This is a genomic window from Paraburkholderia yinzeri, assembly GCF_046581065.1.
In the GTDB taxonomy this organism is placed as follows: Bacteria; Pseudomonadota; Gammaproteobacteria; order Burkholderiales; family Burkholderiaceae; genus Paraburkholderia.
Window position 1 is genome coordinate 687,606 of the sequence record NZ_JBFOCJ010000002.1, and the last position, 15,313, is coordinate 702,918.

General features: G+C 65.8%; 18 protein-coding genes and 1 pseudogene. 7 read left to right on the plus strand and 12 right to left on the minus strand.

Going from position 1 to position 15,313, the window contains the following annotated elements; genetic code table 11:
- Nucleotides 1–118: 118 nt before the first annotated feature.
- Nucleotides 119–610 carry a hypothetical protein gene (locus WJ542_RS20225; protein ID WP_411191228.1) on the plus strand — a complete coding sequence of 164 codons (492 nt, stop codon included), beginning with the start codon at nucleotides 119–121 and terminating at the stop codon, nucleotides 608–610.
- A 326-nt stretch (nucleotides 611–936) separates the two neighbouring features.
- Here the strand turns inward: WJ542_RS20225 and WJ542_RS20230 are convergent, their stop codons facing one another.
- The 6 genes and pseudogenes from WJ542_RS20230 to WJ542_RS20255 all read right to left on the minus strand — a co-directional run.
- Nucleotides 937–1,692, minus strand: a complete 756-nt coding sequence (locus WJ542_RS20230) for a LamG domain-containing protein (protein WP_411191229.1) — start codon at nucleotides 1,690–1,692, stop codon at nucleotides 937–939.
- Between the two features lie 24 nt (nucleotides 1,693–1,716).
- Nucleotides 1,717–2,466, minus strand: a complete 750-nt coding sequence (locus WJ542_RS20235; RefSeq protein ID WP_411191230.1) for a hypothetical protein — start codon at nucleotides 2,464–2,466, stop codon at nucleotides 1,717–1,719.
- A gap of 172 nt (nucleotides 2,467–2,638) precedes the next feature.
- On the minus strand, nucleotides 2,639–2,845 hold the full coding sequence (locus tag WJ542_RS20240) for a hypothetical protein (RefSeq protein WP_411191231.1): 207 nt from the start codon (nucleotides 2,843–2,845) through the stop codon (nucleotides 2,639–2,641).
- Nucleotides 2,842–3,300, minus strand: a complete 459-nt coding sequence (locus tag WJ542_RS20245; protein WP_411191232.1) for an MCP four helix bundle domain-containing protein — start codon at nucleotides 3,298–3,300, stop codon at nucleotides 2,842–2,844. Before WJ542_RS20245 ends, WJ542_RS20240 begins: the two co-directional genes overlap by 4 nt.
- Nucleotides 3,301–3,528: 228 nt before the next feature.
- A complete protein-coding gene (locus WJ542_RS20250; protein WP_411192556.1) occupies nucleotides 3,529–3,996 on the minus strand; it encodes a hypothetical protein in 468 nt (155 codons plus the stop codon).
- Nucleotides 3,963–4,466 (minus strand): annotated as a pseudogene (locus WJ542_RS20255) (fatty acid desaturase); the annotation flags it as partial. The pseudogene WJ542_RS20255 and the gene WJ542_RS20250, both read right to left, overlap by 34 nt.
- Nucleotides 4,467–4,676: 210 nt before the next feature.
- Here WJ542_RS20255 and WJ542_RS20260 point away from each other — a divergent pair.
- The 5 genes from WJ542_RS20260 (at nucleotide 4,677) to WJ542_RS20280 (ending at nucleotide 7,828) form a co-directional block, all read left to right on the plus strand.
- Nucleotides 4,677–5,504, plus strand: coding sequence for a phosphate/phosphite/phosphonate ABC transporter substrate-binding protein (locus WJ542_RS20260; RefSeq protein WP_411191234.1), 828 nt, complete (start codon nucleotides 4,677–4,679; stop codon nucleotides 5,502–5,504).
- Between the two features lie 118 nt (nucleotides 5,505–5,622).
- Nucleotides 5,623–5,832: a hypothetical protein gene (locus WJ542_RS20265; protein WP_411191235.1), complete on the plus strand. Its 210-nt coding sequence runs from the start codon at nucleotides 5,623–5,625 to the stop codon at nucleotides 5,830–5,832.
- 254 nt (nucleotides 5,833–6,086) lie between these two features.
- On the plus strand, nucleotides 6,087–6,512 hold the full coding sequence (locus WJ542_RS20270; RefSeq protein ID WP_411191236.1) for an organic hydroperoxide resistance protein: 426 nt from the start codon (nucleotides 6,087–6,089) through the stop codon (nucleotides 6,510–6,512).
- Nucleotides 6,513–6,542: 30 nt separating this feature from the next.
- The gene (locus tag WJ542_RS20275) at nucleotides 6,543–7,571 is read left to right on the plus strand and encodes an alpha/beta hydrolase (protein ID WP_411191237.1); all 1,029 of its coding nucleotides are present in this window, start codon (nucleotides 6,543–6,545) and stop codon (nucleotides 7,569–7,571) included.
- 113 nt (nucleotides 7,572–7,684) lie between these two features.
- Nucleotides 7,685–7,828, plus strand: a complete 144-nt coding sequence (locus tag WJ542_RS20280; protein WP_411191238.1) for a hypothetical protein — start codon at nucleotides 7,685–7,687, stop codon at nucleotides 7,826–7,828.
- Here WJ542_RS20280 and WJ542_RS20285 read toward each other — a convergent pair.
- The 6 genes from WJ542_RS20285 to WJ542_RS20310 form a co-directional block, all read right to left on the minus strand.
- Nucleotides 7,822–8,433, minus strand: a complete 612-nt coding sequence (locus tag WJ542_RS20285) for a thioredoxin fold domain-containing protein (RefSeq protein ID WP_411191239.1) — start codon at nucleotides 8,431–8,433, stop codon at nucleotides 7,822–7,824. The genes WJ542_RS20280 and WJ542_RS20285 overlap by 7 nt on opposite strands.
- A gap of 188 nt (nucleotides 8,434–8,621) precedes the next feature.
- On the minus strand, nucleotides 8,622–9,362 hold the full coding sequence (locus WJ542_RS20290) for an acetoacetate decarboxylase (protein WP_411191240.1): 741 nt from the start codon (nucleotides 9,360–9,362) through the stop codon (nucleotides 8,622–8,624).
- A gap of 166 nt (nucleotides 9,363–9,528) precedes the next feature.
- Nucleotides 9,529–10,461 (minus strand): ribokinase, encoded by a 933-nt coding sequence (gene rbsK / locus WJ542_RS20295; protein WP_411191241.1) that lies wholly within the window; start codon nucleotides 10,459–10,461, stop codon nucleotides 9,529–9,531.
- Between the two features lie 51 nt (nucleotides 10,462–10,512).
- Complete coding sequence (locus WJ542_RS20300; protein ID WP_411191242.1) at nucleotides 10,513–11,514, minus strand: ABC transporter permease; 1,002 nt, start codon at nucleotides 11,512–11,514, stop codon at nucleotides 10,513–10,515.
- A gap of 2 nt (nucleotides 11,515–11,516) precedes the next feature.
- A complete protein-coding gene (locus WJ542_RS20305; RefSeq protein WP_411191243.1) occupies nucleotides 11,517–13,136 on the minus strand; it encodes a sugar ABC transporter ATP-binding protein in 1,620 nt (539 codons plus the stop codon).
- Nucleotides 13,137–13,222: 86 nt separating this feature from the next.
- Complete coding sequence (locus tag WJ542_RS20310; RefSeq protein WP_411191244.1) at nucleotides 13,223–14,188, minus strand: sugar ABC transporter substrate-binding protein; 966 nt, start codon at nucleotides 14,186–14,188, stop codon at nucleotides 13,223–13,225.
- 231 nt (nucleotides 14,189–14,419) lie between these two features.
- Here WJ542_RS20310 and WJ542_RS20315 point away from each other — a divergent pair, with 231 nt between their 5' ends.
- Nucleotides 14,420–15,292: a LysR family transcriptional regulator gene (locus WJ542_RS20315; RefSeq protein ID WP_411191245.1), complete on the plus strand. Its 873-nt coding sequence runs from the start codon at nucleotides 14,420–14,422 to the stop codon at nucleotides 15,290–15,292.
- The last annotated feature ends 21 nt before the right edge of the window (nucleotides 15,293–15,313 follow it).

A 15,313-nucleotide genomic window follows, 5' to 3' on the forward strand; every position in this document is an offset into this window, starting at 1 on the left:
GGTCACGTGATGGCGATCAATTTCTCAATGAAATTGATGTTGCATTCACATCCATTCCGATCTGTCCGTCGTGCGGGATGACATGCTATCCGCATACCTTTTAACAAGGAGGGAGACGATGCGGGTACTGGTGTGGGGGAAGAGTACGTACCGGAATGCGGTGATGGTGTTTCATGCGCTCGACGCCTTCCGGGCGCGTCGCGGTATCTCAACGGTGGTACATCGCGGATCGGGAAGAATCGGACAGGATGCCGAAGCGTGGGCGAACGTGGCGGAGGTGGACAGTGAGGCGTGGCTGGCTGGACCGGGCACGGGTGGGCGCCGGCAGCGTGACCTGTCGGTCATCGAAACGGGACGCCTCGATGCAGTGCTGGTGTTCGGCGAGACGGGACAGAAGACACCCCTGCTGAAACACGCGCACCGGCAGGAGATCAGTCTGGTGAAGGTGGAGGGCGAACGGCCCGCGATGATGAAACTGGTGCCGTTCGTACCGGTTGAAGCGCCGTCGGCGACAGGAACGTCGGGTGGCGCACGAAAGCTCCGGGCTGATCGTGCGAGGAAAACGGCCCGTTGGCCGGGGCGCGCGAAAACGCAAAGCCTGGCGGGATGACGGGATTCGCGATGAAGTCGAGCGCGAGCGTCGGCGCCGGGATCGCAGGCGCGCCCTGGCACCGCCGCGCCGACGCCAGCCACAGTCCGCTCATCCGTGCACCCCGCAATCAGTGCGCCCCGCGCAGGCGCTGGAGGGGTCCGGCTGGAGCGGATGCCGGTGCAGGCTGTGCCTGCGGCAGCGTGATGCCACCGCCGTGACCACCGGTATCGGACACCGAGTTGTGGTCGCCCTCGACATAGACAAACGTCCAGGCGCCGAGGACAAGCACAATCCCGCCGGCCAGGCGCGCGGCGTATCGCAGGCAGTAGGGCATGATGGAAAAGTCAGTCGTGCTGGTTCGCGGGCGTCGCACCCATGCCCGCGTTGTAGTGCCTGAGGATCTGACCGGCAGTCAGTGCGTAGTCATAGACCGCGAATTCGCCGATGAGGCCGTCGAGTGTGCCAGCCCCGAGTGCCGCAGCACCGATATACAGGCCGGCTTCAATCAGCGGCGGCAGTGCATCGCCGCCGTACTGCGTTCCGGTGAACTGTCCGTCCAGATACGCCGACAGCGTCTGGTTTTCGCCCGTATAAACGGCGGCAAAGTGCGCGAGCGTGAGCGGCAGCGTGCAGTGCACGCCGAGATTGACGAGATTGGCCGTGTAGTAGGTCATCACACCGCGCGGACTTTCCGATGCGCTGATCGTCCAGCCCGTCGTTCCGCCTGGCGCGGTCTGTGAAGACATGAGCGCACAGCCGTAGTTGTCGGGCAGGACGAGGAATGCGAGAACGTTGATCCAGCATTCGAGGCTCCAGTCGGTGCCGGCGCAAAACTGGTTAGCAGCGCTTACGTCAACATAGCCGCTCCCAGGACCCGACATGCTGACATAGCGCGCGGCGGGTAACGCGGGTAACAAGGTGTGTTCTGCGAGCGAGACCGGCGCAACATACGCGCCGTGGCGACGGTTGCCGCCCGAATCGGCCGCCACGGCGCCCGATACTTCGTCGAGCCGCCAGTACGCATACGGGCCATCGGCGAGCACGACCGGCCCATAGGCGTCACCCGATATCCCCAACAGGCGTCTGGCAAGCCGGCTCATTGATTGAGTCCCGCGACAAAGCCCTCATACGTCACACCACCGTCCTGGGTGTACAGAACGAACGTATCGAGTTTCCCCTCGATAGCCGTGAGCGTGGGCGCGGCGCCCTGCGGCCAGCGGGTCGACGAAGGCCACGTCATGGAGGAACTGACGGCGTTCGTTACGATCAGCACAAATTCCGCCAGCACCCCGGCCGGGGGGCGGGTTCGTAATGCTCAGAGCCGCATCGACGCTCGCCGCGGCGAGATTGAAAACGATTTCTGGCGCACCCTGCGCGAGCGGCGTCAGGTCGAGCACTACGTTCGCCGAGCCCGCGAGATTGACAATCGCGGACCCCTGCACGCCCAGCGTGCCATCGTCGGCAATGGTCGTACCGGCCCCCGCGATGATGCCGCCCAGCGTCGTCGGGGTGGCCGGCGGCAATGTATAGCCAGGCGGTATCGGCGGCGTGTCTTTCAGGTCGTTATAGCTGCCGCTCGTGGCGACTTTCGCGAGATCCGGGCGGTTGAGGATCGCACCGGGACCGCTTGCCGCATTCCAGTCGGGGCTCATTGACGCCCACCCCTGCGCGCTGCCGTCCGTCGCGTCGGGGTCGGTGACGTTGTTCTCGACGGTGCTGATCCAGAAGCCGGTGAGCGCCGCGTTGACGAGCACCGCCCCCTGCGGATAACCGCCGACATTCGGGTCGTTCGCGAATGCGGCGTCATACGCGAACGAGCCACCGGCCTGCACCCAGAGCAGTGTCTGCGCAAAGAGGAACAGCACGCCGTTCATATCCTTGCCGAATGGCGGAGTGCCACCCTGCAGCGGGTTCGTCATCGTTGCGGGCGGAAAGCCGTCGTTCAGCGACGCAGCTCCCGGCGTCACGTCAATCTGCGATGCTTCCAGGATAACGTTGCGCAACCCGTTCGTTGCGAACGGCAACGGCACCAGCGTCGGGGGCTGGTCAGCCTGCATTCAGGACCTCGCTGGAAAACACGCCCTGGTTGAACGGCTGGAAATCCTCCTGCGGGTTGGAGAACCCGAATACATCATCTGTTGCGACGACGAGATTGCACAGGACGCCCGTCGGTCGCGGCAGTACGCCCGATTGCGTGAGGAACGCGACTTCGAGGATTGTCAGGTCGAACTCGAAGGTGTACTGCATTGTCATGGCGCCGGTATCGAGTACATAGCAGCGCCCGCGTCCTGATCGTTCGCGAGCGCCCAGTTCACCGCTTCTTTTTCGACGAGCGGCAAGGTATCGGCCTCTTCCTGGCGTAGTGCGGCGTAAAGCCGCCGCTCCTCGTCGGTCGTGAGCGGCGAGTCGTCGAAGAGGCGGCCCAGCTCGCGATAGTTCCCGGCATAGGCCGCTTCCTGCGCGCCGATCGTCGCCTTTTCGGCGCTCACGTCGCCGTCGTTGGTCATCACCGCCATGTTGCGGATCGCGATGGCAATGCCGCTCACGGCGTCGCGCAGATTGGTGGCGCGCATCGTTTCGGCGTTGTGGACGTTGACGATTTCGTCGAGCTTGTCGCGAATCCGGGTCATGCCGCTCATGCCCACCACGGAGAGCGCCACGAGCATCGCGAGCACGATGCCGAAGCCTAGCGCGAGCCGGGTCGTCACGCGGGTTTGCGTTCTGGTGGTCTTCGGTGTCGCGAATGGCCTGCTTGCTGCGCCGGTTCTCATCATTGCCCCGAGGTCGAAGGCGGCACGTCCTGGCGATGCCGCACCTGTGATTGTGCGGGCTATGCTAGAGCAGGCACGACAGTGAAAACTACTGTTTTTTTCAAGTTTTCAGTCATTAAATCGGGTTTCCCAGTTTCCTTTAGTAGTCGAAAGGAACCGATGAGGTCAGCGGCGCGCGAGCATGGCCAGCGCGCGGCGCGTGGCGAGTTCGGTCTCGTAGCCGCGAAGCACGCCGTCGAGGCGGCGAGTGACGGCGGGCGTCGCGACCTCGCCGGAAACCGCTTGCGACTGTGCGGGCGCAGGGTTTGACCCGGCGAGGCAGTAGCCCGGCAGCTTGCGCGAATTCAAACACTCGCGCAGCACTCCCTTGCCGACGAGTTCCGCCAGCGCGTGCGCCACGGCGTCGGCCTCGACACGATGGATGCGCGTGAGATTCGCGCTCGTATAGACGCGTCCTCGACGCATGTTGGCCAGCAGTCGGGTAGATAAAGGAGTCATGGTTCGTCGGTAAGCGGGTGGAACGAAAGGATGCCCGGGCGCATCGGTCGGCCGCCACGCGTAACGCCGGAGCAGCGCGCCGTAGCCGCCGATCACGAAGCCGCCGCACTTGCGCCGGTAGGCTTCGCGGCGCATCCGATAAGCGTGCGTCCGATGAAGCTCTTGCGCGCATACCACAATGCACGCTGCCAGCCCGGCAAATCCTCCCACTGCCGAGGCAGGACATAGTTGGTCTCGGGATCGACGCCCGGCACGGTCAGGTCTTCGTCGCGGTGATGTTCGAGATGACTCTCGCGGTACAGCGTATAGGGATACCAGACGGCCAGCGGCGGCCAGCCCAGCAGTGTGTTCAGCCACGCGTGACGCGTGGGATGGCCGTGCAGCAGTTCGTGCTGCAGCGACATGTGCCATGCGCACAGCAAGACGAGGAGCGGCGTGGCGAGCGCAAGCGGCAGACGGCCCTTCCCTACCAGCGAAAGCACGGCGACCCATCCGCCATAGATCGCGACGATCACGAGCCAGGTCGGCCATTCGGTACGCGCGGTGAAACGCGCCGCTAGCGAGGCGATTTCGCGGACATGATCGACGTCGAAATACTCAGCCATGTTCCTGTTGGTGGATGGACGGACGGGCGCATAAAACGGAGGACCGGGAAAACGCAGGAATACTGCGGATCTACCACGCGCAACCTGGGCCACTCACCATAACCAAAACAGGCCACCCGGCCAAACAATGGATTTGCATTTGCTTATCGTGCTGATCGAACTGATTGCGCCCCCTTCCGACCCGCTTTCCCGCCGTCGTAGAATGGCCGCATGAGCCCATGGATCGCTGCCTTGCCGATGTACAACGTGACGCCGCGACACGCGCAGTCGTGGCGCGCGCTGCTGCGCGATGCGCTCGACGCGTTCGCGCGCACCGGCGGCGATGCGGCGAACGCGACGATCCTCGACGAACCTTTCGGTGACCTGATGGTGCTCTGGCGTCGCGACAACCTGCTGCTCTCGCAGACCTGCGGCTTTCCGTATCGCGTGCTCGGCCTCGCCGATGCGGTCCATCTGATCGCGACCCCCATGTTCGACGCAAAAGGCTGCGAAGGGCCGCGCTATTGCAGCGCCATCGTGGTCGCCGCCACGGCGCGGGCGCGCGGCGCGACGAGCCTCGCCGCCTGCCGTGGGCTGCGCGCCGCCTGCAATGGCGAGGACTCGCAGAGCGGCATGAATGCACTGCGTCACGCCGTGGCGCCGCACGCGCGCGAAGGCCGCTTCTTCGCTTCGGTTGCGTGGACCGGCTCGCACCTCGCTTCGCTGCGGGCAATCGCCAGCGGCCAGGCGGACGTCGCCGCCATCGACTGCGTCACGCTCGCACTGCTGCGCGATGCAAGCCCCGACTTGCTCGCCGAGGTCGAGGTCATCGGCATGACGACATCCGCTCCCGGCCTGCCGTTCATTGCATCGCGCACGCTCGACGAACGGCAGGCCGCTCTGCTGCGCGACGCGCTCGACGCGGCCCACGCGGCCGACCCCGAGCGCGCCCGCCTCCTGCGCTTGCGCGGCTTCGCGCGGCTCGCGCGCAACGACTACGACGACATCGAAGCAATGGCGAAGGCGGCCCTATCGCTCGGTTATCCCAGGTTAAATTAATGGGTCGCTCTAACGCCCCGCTGGCACGCCTGGCCCACGCTATAATCGCGTCCGCCGCAGAGCACCGGCCCCTGGCTGGACTGAATGATCAACGCTCCTGACCGAAGAGCCGAATTCGATGGATTCACACAAGCAGGCCTTTATCGCCGCCTATGAAGCCTGGATGCTCGCAGGAGAAAAGCTGAACCGCGAGGTGCAGCCGTTGCTTTTCGACATGCCGGACGACGGTCGGATCATGGCGTTGATCCGCGAGCACAACGACGCCCACCGCTGCTACATGGCGGCGCTGGCGCGATATCGCGTGCAAGGTGGCGAGGTGCTGAGCTAAGCGTTCGCTTCGTGCCGGCCGGGTCGGGTGGCGGTTCGGCGATCCTTCAAAAAAGTGCTTGACATTCTATCTACCGATAGATAAAGTTCGAGCCATGGAAACGAGCACCGAAGGCAAGTTTCCGGATCACAATCTATCTATTGATAGATAAATAAACCAAAGCCGGGCGAAAGCCCGTTTTTTAGGCCCGCAAATCTATCACTTAGTAGATAGATTTGCGTAACCAACCCAGTCACCGAAGAAGGAGCCTCATCATGTCGATCGAAAACGTTCTCTACCGCGCTCATGCCCGTGCCACCGGCGGTCGCGACGGCCGCGCCGTCGTGCCCGAGAGCAACCTGGACGTCAAGCTGACCACCCCGCGCGAGCTGGGCGGTGCGGGCGGCGCCGGCGCCAATCCCGAGCAGTTGTTTGCTGCCGGCTACAGCGCCTGCTTCATCGGCGCGATGAAGTTCGTCGCTGCGCGCGACAAGATCGCGCTTCCCGCCGACGTGTCGATCGACGGCAGCGTGGGAATCGGCGCGATTCCGAACGGCTTCGGCATCGAAGTCGAGCTGAAGATCGCGCTGCCCGGCATGGCGCGCGACGCCGCGCAGGCCTTGATCGACAAGGCGCATGTCGTCTGCCCGTACTCGAACGCTACGCGCGGCAACATCGATGTGACGCTCACGCTCGCCTGACACTACGGACTACTTATCGAGGAACCGATCATGAAATCGCTCAAGCCCTTCACCCTCGCCGCATTGCTCGCCGTGCACACCGCGTTCGCCACGGCCGCTGCGCCCGCCGCCCCCGCTACCCCCGACAAGGTCACCTCGGCCTTCCTGCACGCGCTGAACAGCGGCACCGGACCCGCAATCAATACGCTGCCGCCCGTCAAGGCGCGCCAGGTGCTGACCGACGCGCAGAACGGCGTCAAGGTCGATCTCTCGGGTATCGACGTCTCGAACCGCACCATCGAGCAGGACGGCATCAGTGTGCCGATCACCATCGTTCGCCCGCAGGGCGCGAGCGGCACGCTGCCCGTGTTCATGTTCTTCCATGGCGGCGGCTGGATACTCGGCGACTTCCCGACCCACGAGCGTCTCGTGCGCGACCTCGTCGTGCAATCGGGTGCTGTCGCCGTGTTCGTGAACTACACGCCCTCGCCCGAGGCGCATTATCCGGTGGCCATCAACCAGGCCTACGCCGCGACGAAATGGGTCGCGCAGCATGGTGGAGAAATTGGCGTGGACGGCAGCCGGCTCGCCGTGGTCGGCAACAGCGTGGGCGGCAACATGGCGGCCGTCGTCAGCCTGATGGCGAAGGACAAGCAAGGGCCGGACATCCGCTTCCAGGGCCTGATGTGGCCCGTCACGGACGCGAACTTCAACGACGGCTCCTACCTCGCCTACCAGAACGGCCACTTCCTCACGCGCGACATGATGAAGTGGTTCTGGGACGCCTATACGAAGGATCCGGCGCAGCGCAGCCAGATTTATGCATCGCCGCTGCGCGCGTCGCAGGAAGAGCTCAAAGGCTTGCCGCCCGCGTTGATCCAGGTCGCCGACTTCGACGTGCTGCGCGACGAGGGCGAAGCCTACGGCAGAAAGCTCGATGCAGCCGGCGACGAGGTCACGACGACGCGCTACAACGGCACGATCCACGACTTCGGCCTGCTCAACGCGCTGGCCGACGACGCACCGACGAAGACCGCAATCAAGCAGCTCGCCGACCAGTTGAAGGCGCGCCTGCAGTAAGTCCCGGCGGACACTACCTGCCGTGCGGTGCAGCGACAAGCATCACACGGCAGGAGTCCGCTTTGCAATCCTTATTTTTTTGCCAGCCCCTGGCAACCGACGGAGCTCCAATCATGAAATCGAGAGCCTTGCCCCCGCTGCTCATCCTCGGCGCCAACCTGTTTGCCGTGGCGCTGGTGGCGGCCACGGCCGCGCTCAGTGCACCGGCCGTCGCAAGCAGCAACGGTCCGGCCGCCTCATACCGCGCGCATCACTGATACTGCTTCAGCTCCGGGTCCGTAACGGGCTGAGCCGGCAGGTTCAGCATGCCGGGCAGCGTGGCGAGCTTGGGCATGCCGCCATAGTCCGCCCAGCGGCCGCCCGAGCCCTGATAGATGATCGTCGGCGTGCCCTGGAACCCGAGGTCCTGGAAGAGTTTGGCGTTGCCGTCGAGCTTCGCCTGGGTCGCGCCGGGAACGGTCGGCAGCGGGGCAATGCCGCCGGACTCGTCCTTCTCGTTGTAGCCGAGTTCGAGCTTCTTGAGCAGTGCGGCGCTGTCCGGCGCCTGCAGCAGCGCGGCGGCCTTGCCCGCCGAGTCGGGCTTGAGAAATGCCAGCGGAATCCAGTGCACCTGAAGTCCCGCCGCCTCGTACGGCCGCAGGGCTTTCCAGACGAGATGGCAATAAATGCAGTTCGGGTCCATGAAGACGTAAATCGTCGACTTGACGTCGTTGCCCTGCGCACCCTCGACGATCGCCGGGGCGCTCTCGAACCCGGTTGCCGCCGTGGCCGGCAGCCATGCCGGTTCGGGGTTATCTCCGCGGCTCGATGCCGAAAACGCAATCAGGCCCGCCGCAAGCAGGGCACCTGCAATCTTGTTCATGCTCCACCTTGAATTCATTCCGTTGTCGCGCGCCTGGCCGGTCCACCCACATGGCAGACTGCGGCGGCAAGCGGATTATCCTACGAGGGTCCGCCGGACGGACAAATGGCGCGAAACTGGCAGGATCGACAGGGGCTGCGGCCAACCCCCGCCCGCACGAAGCGAGCGGGGCGCGTGCCCGCCAACCGTTATTGGGCGAGGTAATCGTGAACCACTTCGCCGAGGCCAAGCGTGAGGTCGGCCATCAGGTGGCGCGCCTCCACGATCTCGAGCACCGGCAGATCGGCGACGGGAGCGAGCGCATGCGGCGCAAGCTGAAGCGAGGCCGGTCCGGTCCAGGCCCCCTTCATCGTGATGTCTTCGAGGTAGTAGCGCACGAGTTCGCAAACGCGCGCGGTGCCATCGACGTGCGGAATGATCTTCAGCAGAAAATTCGCGCCGGCCAGGCGCCTGGCCTGGTCGACGATGTCGAGTTCCTTGTGCTTGTAGCCCATCGTTCCCGTCGCAACGCGCACGGGACCGTAGTCGAGCGTGCCGAGCAGCGTGTCGATATGCGTTTCGAGCGTAGGCGTCGCGAGCTTCTTGGGGAAGCCCCACAGCTCGCGGCCGCCCGCGATAGGCGGGTGATCGTTCAGATACATGGCGAGCGTGTAGCCGCCCTTCTCGCCGTTGAATTCCACCGGGATCACCTGGCCGCTCTCGGTATAGTCGCCGAAGCCGGTCGAGTCCGGCATGCGGATGAACTCGTAATGCACGTAAGGATCGGTCACCTTGAGCGGCTCGGGCACGATCTCGCGCAACCGGTCGATATCGGTGCGATACGTGATGATGAGGAATTCGCGATTGACGAAGCGGTAGGGTCCCATGGGGAACGCCGGGCTCGTCAACGGCATGGCAAACGCTTTCGATCTGACTTCACTGGACTTCATCCGTATTCCCCTTTTGCCTGGGTTGCATGCGACGCGGTTACAAGGATCGCCGTGCCGGCATAACCGGTACGGCGATCTGCGTTGACTTTACCTCATCGATAAAGTTGCATGCCCGCAGCACGGCAATTGACGGATGCCAGGAACGAGGGGCATATCGCCAGCCCGCTCAGGAGAAGCTGTCGACCTCGTCGCGCGTTGGAATGGACGGCTGGGCACCCGCGCGCGTGACCGAAATCGCCGCCGCCCGTTGCGCGAGCCCGATCGCCGCGTCGAGCGGCTGACGCGCCGCCAGTTGCGAAGCAAACACGCCGATGAAGGTATCGCCCGCGGCCGTCGTGTCGACGGCGCGCACTTCCGGCGCGGCGAAGTGCGCGCCCTCGCCGCCCTCGCGCAGCAGATACGCGCCCTGCGCTCCGAGTGTGACGATTACGTTACGCGCGCCGGCGCGCTGCAGTTCCGCCGCCGCGCGCCGCGCCCCGCTTTCGGACTCCACCGGTAAGCCGGCCAGAATCGCGGCCTCCACCTCGTTCGGCACGAGATAGTCGATGAGCGGCATCCACTCGGCCGGCAAGGGTTCGGTCGCCGGCGCCGGGTTCAGCACCGTGGTCTTGCCCAGACGCCGCGCGAGCGCAAGCGTTGCGTACACGGCATCCCACGGCGATTCGAGCTGACACACCACCACGTCGGCCGCGCGCAGCATCGCCTCATGGCGCTGCACCTGCGCGGGCGTGAGCTCGCCATTGCTGCCCGCCACGACGACGATCGTGTTCTGCCCTTCGTCGGAAACCGTGATCAGCGCAACGCCGGTGGGCTGCGTCTGGCTCACCTCGACGCCGGCGCAGTCGATGCCTTCGACCTCCAGGTCGTGCAGCCGCTGGCCGCCGTTCGCGTCGCTGCCGATACACCCCACCATCGAAACCTGCGCGCCGATGCGCGCGGCCGCGACCGCCTGGTTGGCGCCCTTGCCGCCCGCCACTTGCGAAAATTCATGCCCGCCGATGGTCTCGCCGGGGCGCGGCAGATGCGGCGCGCGCGCGACGAGATCGGTGTTGATGCTGCCGACGACTACGACCCGGCCCGCTTTTTCTGCTTTAGACACAATGAGGCTCCTGTCGATCCGGAGTTAGCGCCTTCGCGCCACACGATCCGATTATGCGGCACGACGCCGGCTGCGATAGGTATCCACCACCACCGCGATCACGATCACGGCGCCGGTGATGATGCGCTTGGTCGGCTCGCTCGCACCGATCTGCGCGAGACCCGCGGCCAGCACGGAAATGATCAGCACGCCGAAGAAGGTGCTCGTGACCGAACCGCGTCCACCCATCAGGCTGGTGCCGCCGATCACCACGGCGGCGATCACCTGCAGTTCGAGACCGTCGCCCGCGTTCGGGTCGGCGGCTTCGAGGCGCGAGATCTGGAACAGCGCGGCCAGCCCCGAAAGGAGGCCCATCAGCGCGAACACCGCGATCTTGTACGGACGCGTATCGACACCCGCCAGCCGCACCGCTTCTTCGTTGGTGCCGATGCCCACGAGATAGCGGCCGAACACGGTGCGCGTGAGCACCCACTGCGCGACGAGCATCACGGCGATGGCGATCAGGAAAGCCGGCGAAATGCCGAACGCGATCGGGTTCGAGAGAAAGTCGAGCGAATCGCCGATATAGGCCGTGCGCGAGTTCGTCAACTGGTACGCAAGCCCGCGCGCCGCTTCGAGCACGCCGAGCGAGACGATGAACGACGGAATGCGCCAGCCCACCGTGATCGTGCCCGTCACGCAGCCCGTGAGCGTCGCGCCCGCCATGCCGAACAGCGCGGCCGGAATCGCGGGCCAATGCCACTGCAGGGAAGCGACGCTCGTCACGGCAGCGCCAAGCGCGAGCACCGAGCCGACCGAGAGATCGATGCCCGCGATGATCAGCACGAACGTCATGCCCACCGACATCACGACGAGGTCGGGAATCTGGTTCGCAATCGTGCTGAACGTGTCGTAGGTGAGGAAGTGCGAGCTCAGCAGCGAGAACAGGATGATCATGCCCACCAGCGCGCCGATCAGGCCGAGGTAGTTCGAAAAACCGCTGCGCTCGCGCGCCGGCTTCGTTTTGCCGGGGGGCTCCGGCTGCGCGGTCGGCAGGCTCGTTTGCGTTGTCATGCTCAATGCTCCGTCAGGTTCTCGTCGGACGCCGCCGCGTTGGCCGCGCCCGCTTGCGTCGGGGATTCGTTGCTCGCGTAGCCCGCGAAAGCCGCGGCGAGCAGCGAGTCCTGGGTCCAGCCGCCGCGCTCGAAGATGCCGGTCAATCGTCCCGCCGACATCACGCCGATGCGGTCGCAGATCGCCATCAGCTCCCGCAGGTCGCTCGACACGACCACGAGCGCGCGGCCCTCGCGCGCAAGCGCGCCCAGCAGCGTATAGATGTCGAAACGCGCGCCGACGTCGATGCCGCGCGTGGGCTCGTCGAACAGCAGCACCGTGCAGTCGCGCGCGAGCCAGCGGCCGATCACGACCTTCTGCTGGTTGCCGCCCGACAGTTCCGCCACGGTTTGCGCGGGGCCCGACGTGCGGATGCGCATGGCGTCGATCATCTTTTGCGCGAGCGCCGCCTCGCGGCCGCTGTCGATCACACCGCGCTTCGCCACGGCGCCCACGTTGCCGAGCGACACGTTGGCCGCAATCGACTGCGGCAGCAGCAGCCCTTCGCCCTTGCGGTCCTCGGTGATCAACGCGATGCCGTGCTTCACCGCATCGACCGGCGAATTCAGCGTGACCGGCGCGAGCGGCGCACCGCCGTGCGCGATCGACACGGTGCCTGCGTCCGCGCGGTCCGCGCCGAAGATAAGACGCAGGAGTTCGGTACGACCGGCGCCGATCAGGCCGCTGATGCCGAAAATCTCGCCGGCCCGCACCTCGAACGACACGTCGCGCACCGCGTGGCCGCGCGTCATGTGCTCGACCTTGAGCGCGGCGCCGCCGAGGCGCCGCTCGCCCAGGTCGATCTCTTCGCCCACGTCGCGCCCCACCATCAGCGTGACGAGACGCTCGCTCGTAAGATCGCGCATCGCGCCCACATGCACGAGCCGCCCGTCGCGCAGCACCGCCGCACGCTCCGCAATGCGCTGCAGTTCTTCGAGACGGTGCGAGATATAGACCATCGCCACGCCGCGCGCCTTCAACTGCGCGATCTGCGCGAACAGCAGGTCGACCTCGCGCGCGGTCAGCATGGCCGTGGGCTCGTCGAGGATCAGCACGCGGCAGTCGCCGATCAGGTTGCGCGCGATCTCGACCATCTGCTGATGGCCAATGCCGAGCTCGCCGACGAGCGTGTCCGGATGGATCGCATCGAGCCCGACCTGCGCCATCGCGCGGCGCGCGTCCTCGCGCAGCTTCACGCGGTCGATGCGGCCGCCGAGGGAGCCCAGCAGGCCGCGGCGCGGCAGGCGGTTCAGAAACAGGTTTTCGGCAATCGTCAGCGTGGGCAGCAGGTTCAGCTCCTGCATCACCATGCGCACGCCGAGCGCCTCCGCTTCGCTGCGGCTGGCCGGCGCGTAGGCCTCACCGCCCAGCGTCATGGCGCCTTCGGTGGGCGTCACGAGGCCGCCGACGATCTTCGAAAGCGTGCTCTTGCCGGCGCCGTTCTCGCCGGTCAGCGCGAGCACTTCGCCCGCATGGAGTTGCAGCGATACGCCGGCCAGCACCGGCGCGGCATAGGTCTTGCCGACACCCTGCACGTTCAGCACGGGCACGGCATCCTGGGAAGGCTGGAGAGGAAGGGACATCGCGTAACCGCCGCGCAAGCATCGCGCTCAGACAGGGTCCGGACGGCGGCCACGGCGTGGCGGCGCGGCCCGGACCCAGGGGGATCTTACTTCGTCACGAGATCGACCGGCGTTTCCACCACGCCGGCGAGCTCCGACTGCTTCTTGTGATCGGCCAGCGCCTTGAGCGCCGTATCGATGCCGAACACGGCCTGCTTCGCCGCGTACTGGTCGGCCGTGGCGAGCACGCGGCCGTCCTTGAGCATGGGCTTGATGGCGTCGATGTCGTCATAGCCCACCACGTACACCTTGCCCTGCTTGCCTGCCGCGCGCACCGCCGACACGGCGCCGATCGCCATGTTGTCGTTGCCGCACAGGAGCGCCTTGATGTTCGGATACTCGTTGAGCATGGCGGACGCCACCGCATTGCCCTTGTCGATTTCCCACTCGCCCGACTGCACCGAGTCGATCTTCGCGCCTACCTTCTGCATGGCCGCCTTGAAGCCGGCCGTGCGCTGCTGCGCGTTGGTGGTGGTCGACACGCCTTCGACGATGCCCACTTCGTCGCCGGCCTTGAGCTTCTGCGCCAGGTAGTCGCCCACCTTCTCGGCGCCCTTGGCGTTGTCCGGGCCCACGAACGGCACGTTCAGGTCCTTCGACTTGAGCACGTCGGGATCGAGCCGGTTGTCGATGTTCACGACGATGATGCCGGCGTCCACCGCCTTCTTCACCACCGGCACGAGCGCCTTCGAATCCGCCGGCGCCAGCACGATCGCGTCCACCTTCGAGACGATCATCTGCTCGACGATCTGGATCTGCGCGGCCGTATCGGTCTCGTTCTTGATGCCGTTCGTCACGAGGTCGAACTTGCCGCTGTTGTGCGCCTGGTAGTCCTTCGCGCCGGTTTCCATCGTCAGGAAGAACTCGTTGGCGAGCGACTTCATGACGAGCGCGACTTTGGGCTTGTGGGGCGTCTGTGCGAGAGCCGGGGCCGCCGGCAGGACCGCGCAGGCGACGAGCGTTGCGGTGGCCACGATGGCGCGGCGGCGTGAGGCTTTGAAGGGTTGAGTCATGGTTGTCTCCGTGTCGCCCGTACGTCTCTACCCGAGGGTAGCCGACGAGTCGTCTGGCGGTTTTCGGTTTGTTGGCATCTGTTTCCGTTCACGGGCTTATCGCCTGCTGCCGGTGCGCCAACCCGCTCGAAAGCACGTGCGGCGGCAACGGCAAGAGGGCGCCCCGGACTGAATCCTATCGCCGCGGATCGGGTTATGCTATGCCAAATTTCAAAACTTGCCGTTACAAAAATGGAACACATCGACTGGGACGATCTGCGGCTGCTGGTGGCAATCGCCCGCGAAGGCACGATGCGCGCCGCCGCCCAGGCCTGCGACCTGAGCGCGCCCACCCTCTCGCGCCGCCTCACCGAACTCGAGCGGCGCCTGGGGGAACCCCTGATCGACCGCGTGCCCTCAGGGTGTACCCCTACGGCCTTCGGCGCGAAGGTGCTGGCCGCGGCCGAGCAGATGGAAGACCTCGCGAACCAGATTGCGCGCGCGGGCGACGTGACGGGCCACGCCGGGCCGCGCGGGACGGTGCGCATCAACGCGTCCGAATGGCCGTCGTACATGCTGCTCAAGCTGCTGGGCTCATTCCAGGACCGCCTGCCCGGCCTCGCGATCGAGGTGCTGACCTCGCGCCGTCGCTACAGCCTCGCGCGGCGCGAAGCGGACATCGCGCTGTGGACGGAATGCCCCGACGAAGGCGACCTCTACGTGCGGCGCATCGGCCGGATCCGTTTCGGGCTCTATGCGTCGCGCGACTACTACCTGCGGCACAAGCAGGCGATCGCGCGGCGGGAATGGGACAAGCTCTCGTTCGTCGGGCCCGACGACCGCCAGTCCGACCACCCGGTCGCGCAATGGCTGGGCAGCCTGCCGGGGGCGAGCGCGCCGTCGCTGCGCACGAGCTACGGGATGGGCGTGCTGGACGGCGTGCTGGGCGGCTCCGGGCTCGGCGTGCTCGCGCAACTCGCGGGCAGCACGACGAACGATCTCGTCTGCGTGGAGAAGCACATCCGGACGCTCGACCAGGACGTGTGGCTCGTGCAGCACCCGGCGCTGCGCGACAGCGACCGGATGCGCACGGTGGCGAACCTGCTCGCGGAGATTTTCCGCTAGCGGCGGGAAACGCACCGCCGG

Excerpts from the sequence above, each read along its gene's own strand:
- WJ542_RS20235 (WP_411191230.1), bottom strand. The coding sequence starts at position 2,466 with ATGAACGGCGTGCTGTTCCTCTTTGCGCAGACACTGCTCTGGGTGCAG.
- WJ542_RS20285 (WP_411191239.1), bottom strand. The coding sequence starts at position 8,433 with ATGAACAAGATTGCAGGTGCCCTGCTTGCGGCGGGCCTGATTGCGTTT.
- WJ542_RS20280 (WP_411191238.1), top strand. The coding sequence starts at position 7,685 with ATGAAATCGAGAGCCTTGCCCCCGCTGCTCATCCTCGGCGCCAACCTG.
- WJ542_RS20265 (WP_411191235.1), top strand. The coding sequence starts at position 5,623 with ATGGATTCACACAAGCAGGCCTTTATCGCCGCCTATGAAGCCTGGATG.
- WJ542_RS20260 (WP_411191234.1), top strand. The coding sequence starts at position 4,677 with ATGAGCCCATGGATCGCTGCCTTGCCGATGTACAACGTGACGCCGCGA.
- WJ542_RS20230 (WP_411191229.1), bottom strand. The coding sequence starts at position 1,692 with ATGAGCCGGCTTGCCAGACGCCTGTTGGGGATATCGGGTGACGCCTAT.
- WJ542_RS20315 (WP_411191245.1), top strand. The coding sequence starts at position 14,420 with ATGGAACACATCGACTGGGACGATCTGCGGCTGCTGGTGGCAATCGCC.
- WJ542_RS20225 (WP_411191228.1), top strand. The coding sequence starts at position 119 with ATGCGGGTACTGGTGTGGGGGAAGAGTACGTACCGGAATGCGGTGATG.
- WJ542_RS20310 (WP_411191244.1), bottom strand. The coding sequence starts at position 14,188 with ATGACTCAACCCTTCAAAGCCTCACGCCGCCGCGCCATCGTGGCCACC.
- WJ542_RS20290 (WP_411191240.1), bottom strand. The coding sequence starts at position 9,362 with ATGAAGTCCAGTGAAGTCAGATCGAAAGCGTTTGCCATGCCGTTGACG.
- WJ542_RS20250 (WP_411192556.1), bottom strand. The coding sequence starts at position 3,996 with ATGCGCCGCGAAGCCTACCGGCGCAAGTGCGGCGGCTTCGTGATCGGC.
- WJ542_RS20300 (WP_411191242.1), bottom strand. The coding sequence starts at position 11,514 with ATGACAACGCAAACGAGCCTGCCGACCGCGCAGCCGGAGCCCCCCGGC.
- WJ542_RS20240 (WP_411191231.1), bottom strand. The coding sequence starts at position 2,845 with ATGACAATGCAGTACACCTTCGAGTTCGACCTGACAATCCTCGAAGTC.
- WJ542_RS20275 (WP_411191237.1), top strand. The coding sequence starts at position 6,543 with ATGAAATCGCTCAAGCCCTTCACCCTCGCCGCATTGCTCGCCGTGCAC.
- WJ542_RS20270 (WP_411191236.1), top strand. The coding sequence starts at position 6,087 with ATGTCGATCGAAAACGTTCTCTACCGCGCTCATGCCCGTGCCACCGGC.
- WJ542_RS20305 (WP_411191243.1), bottom strand. The coding sequence starts at position 13,136 with ATGTCCCTTCCTCTCCAGCCTTCCCAGGATGCCGTGCCCGTGCTGAAC.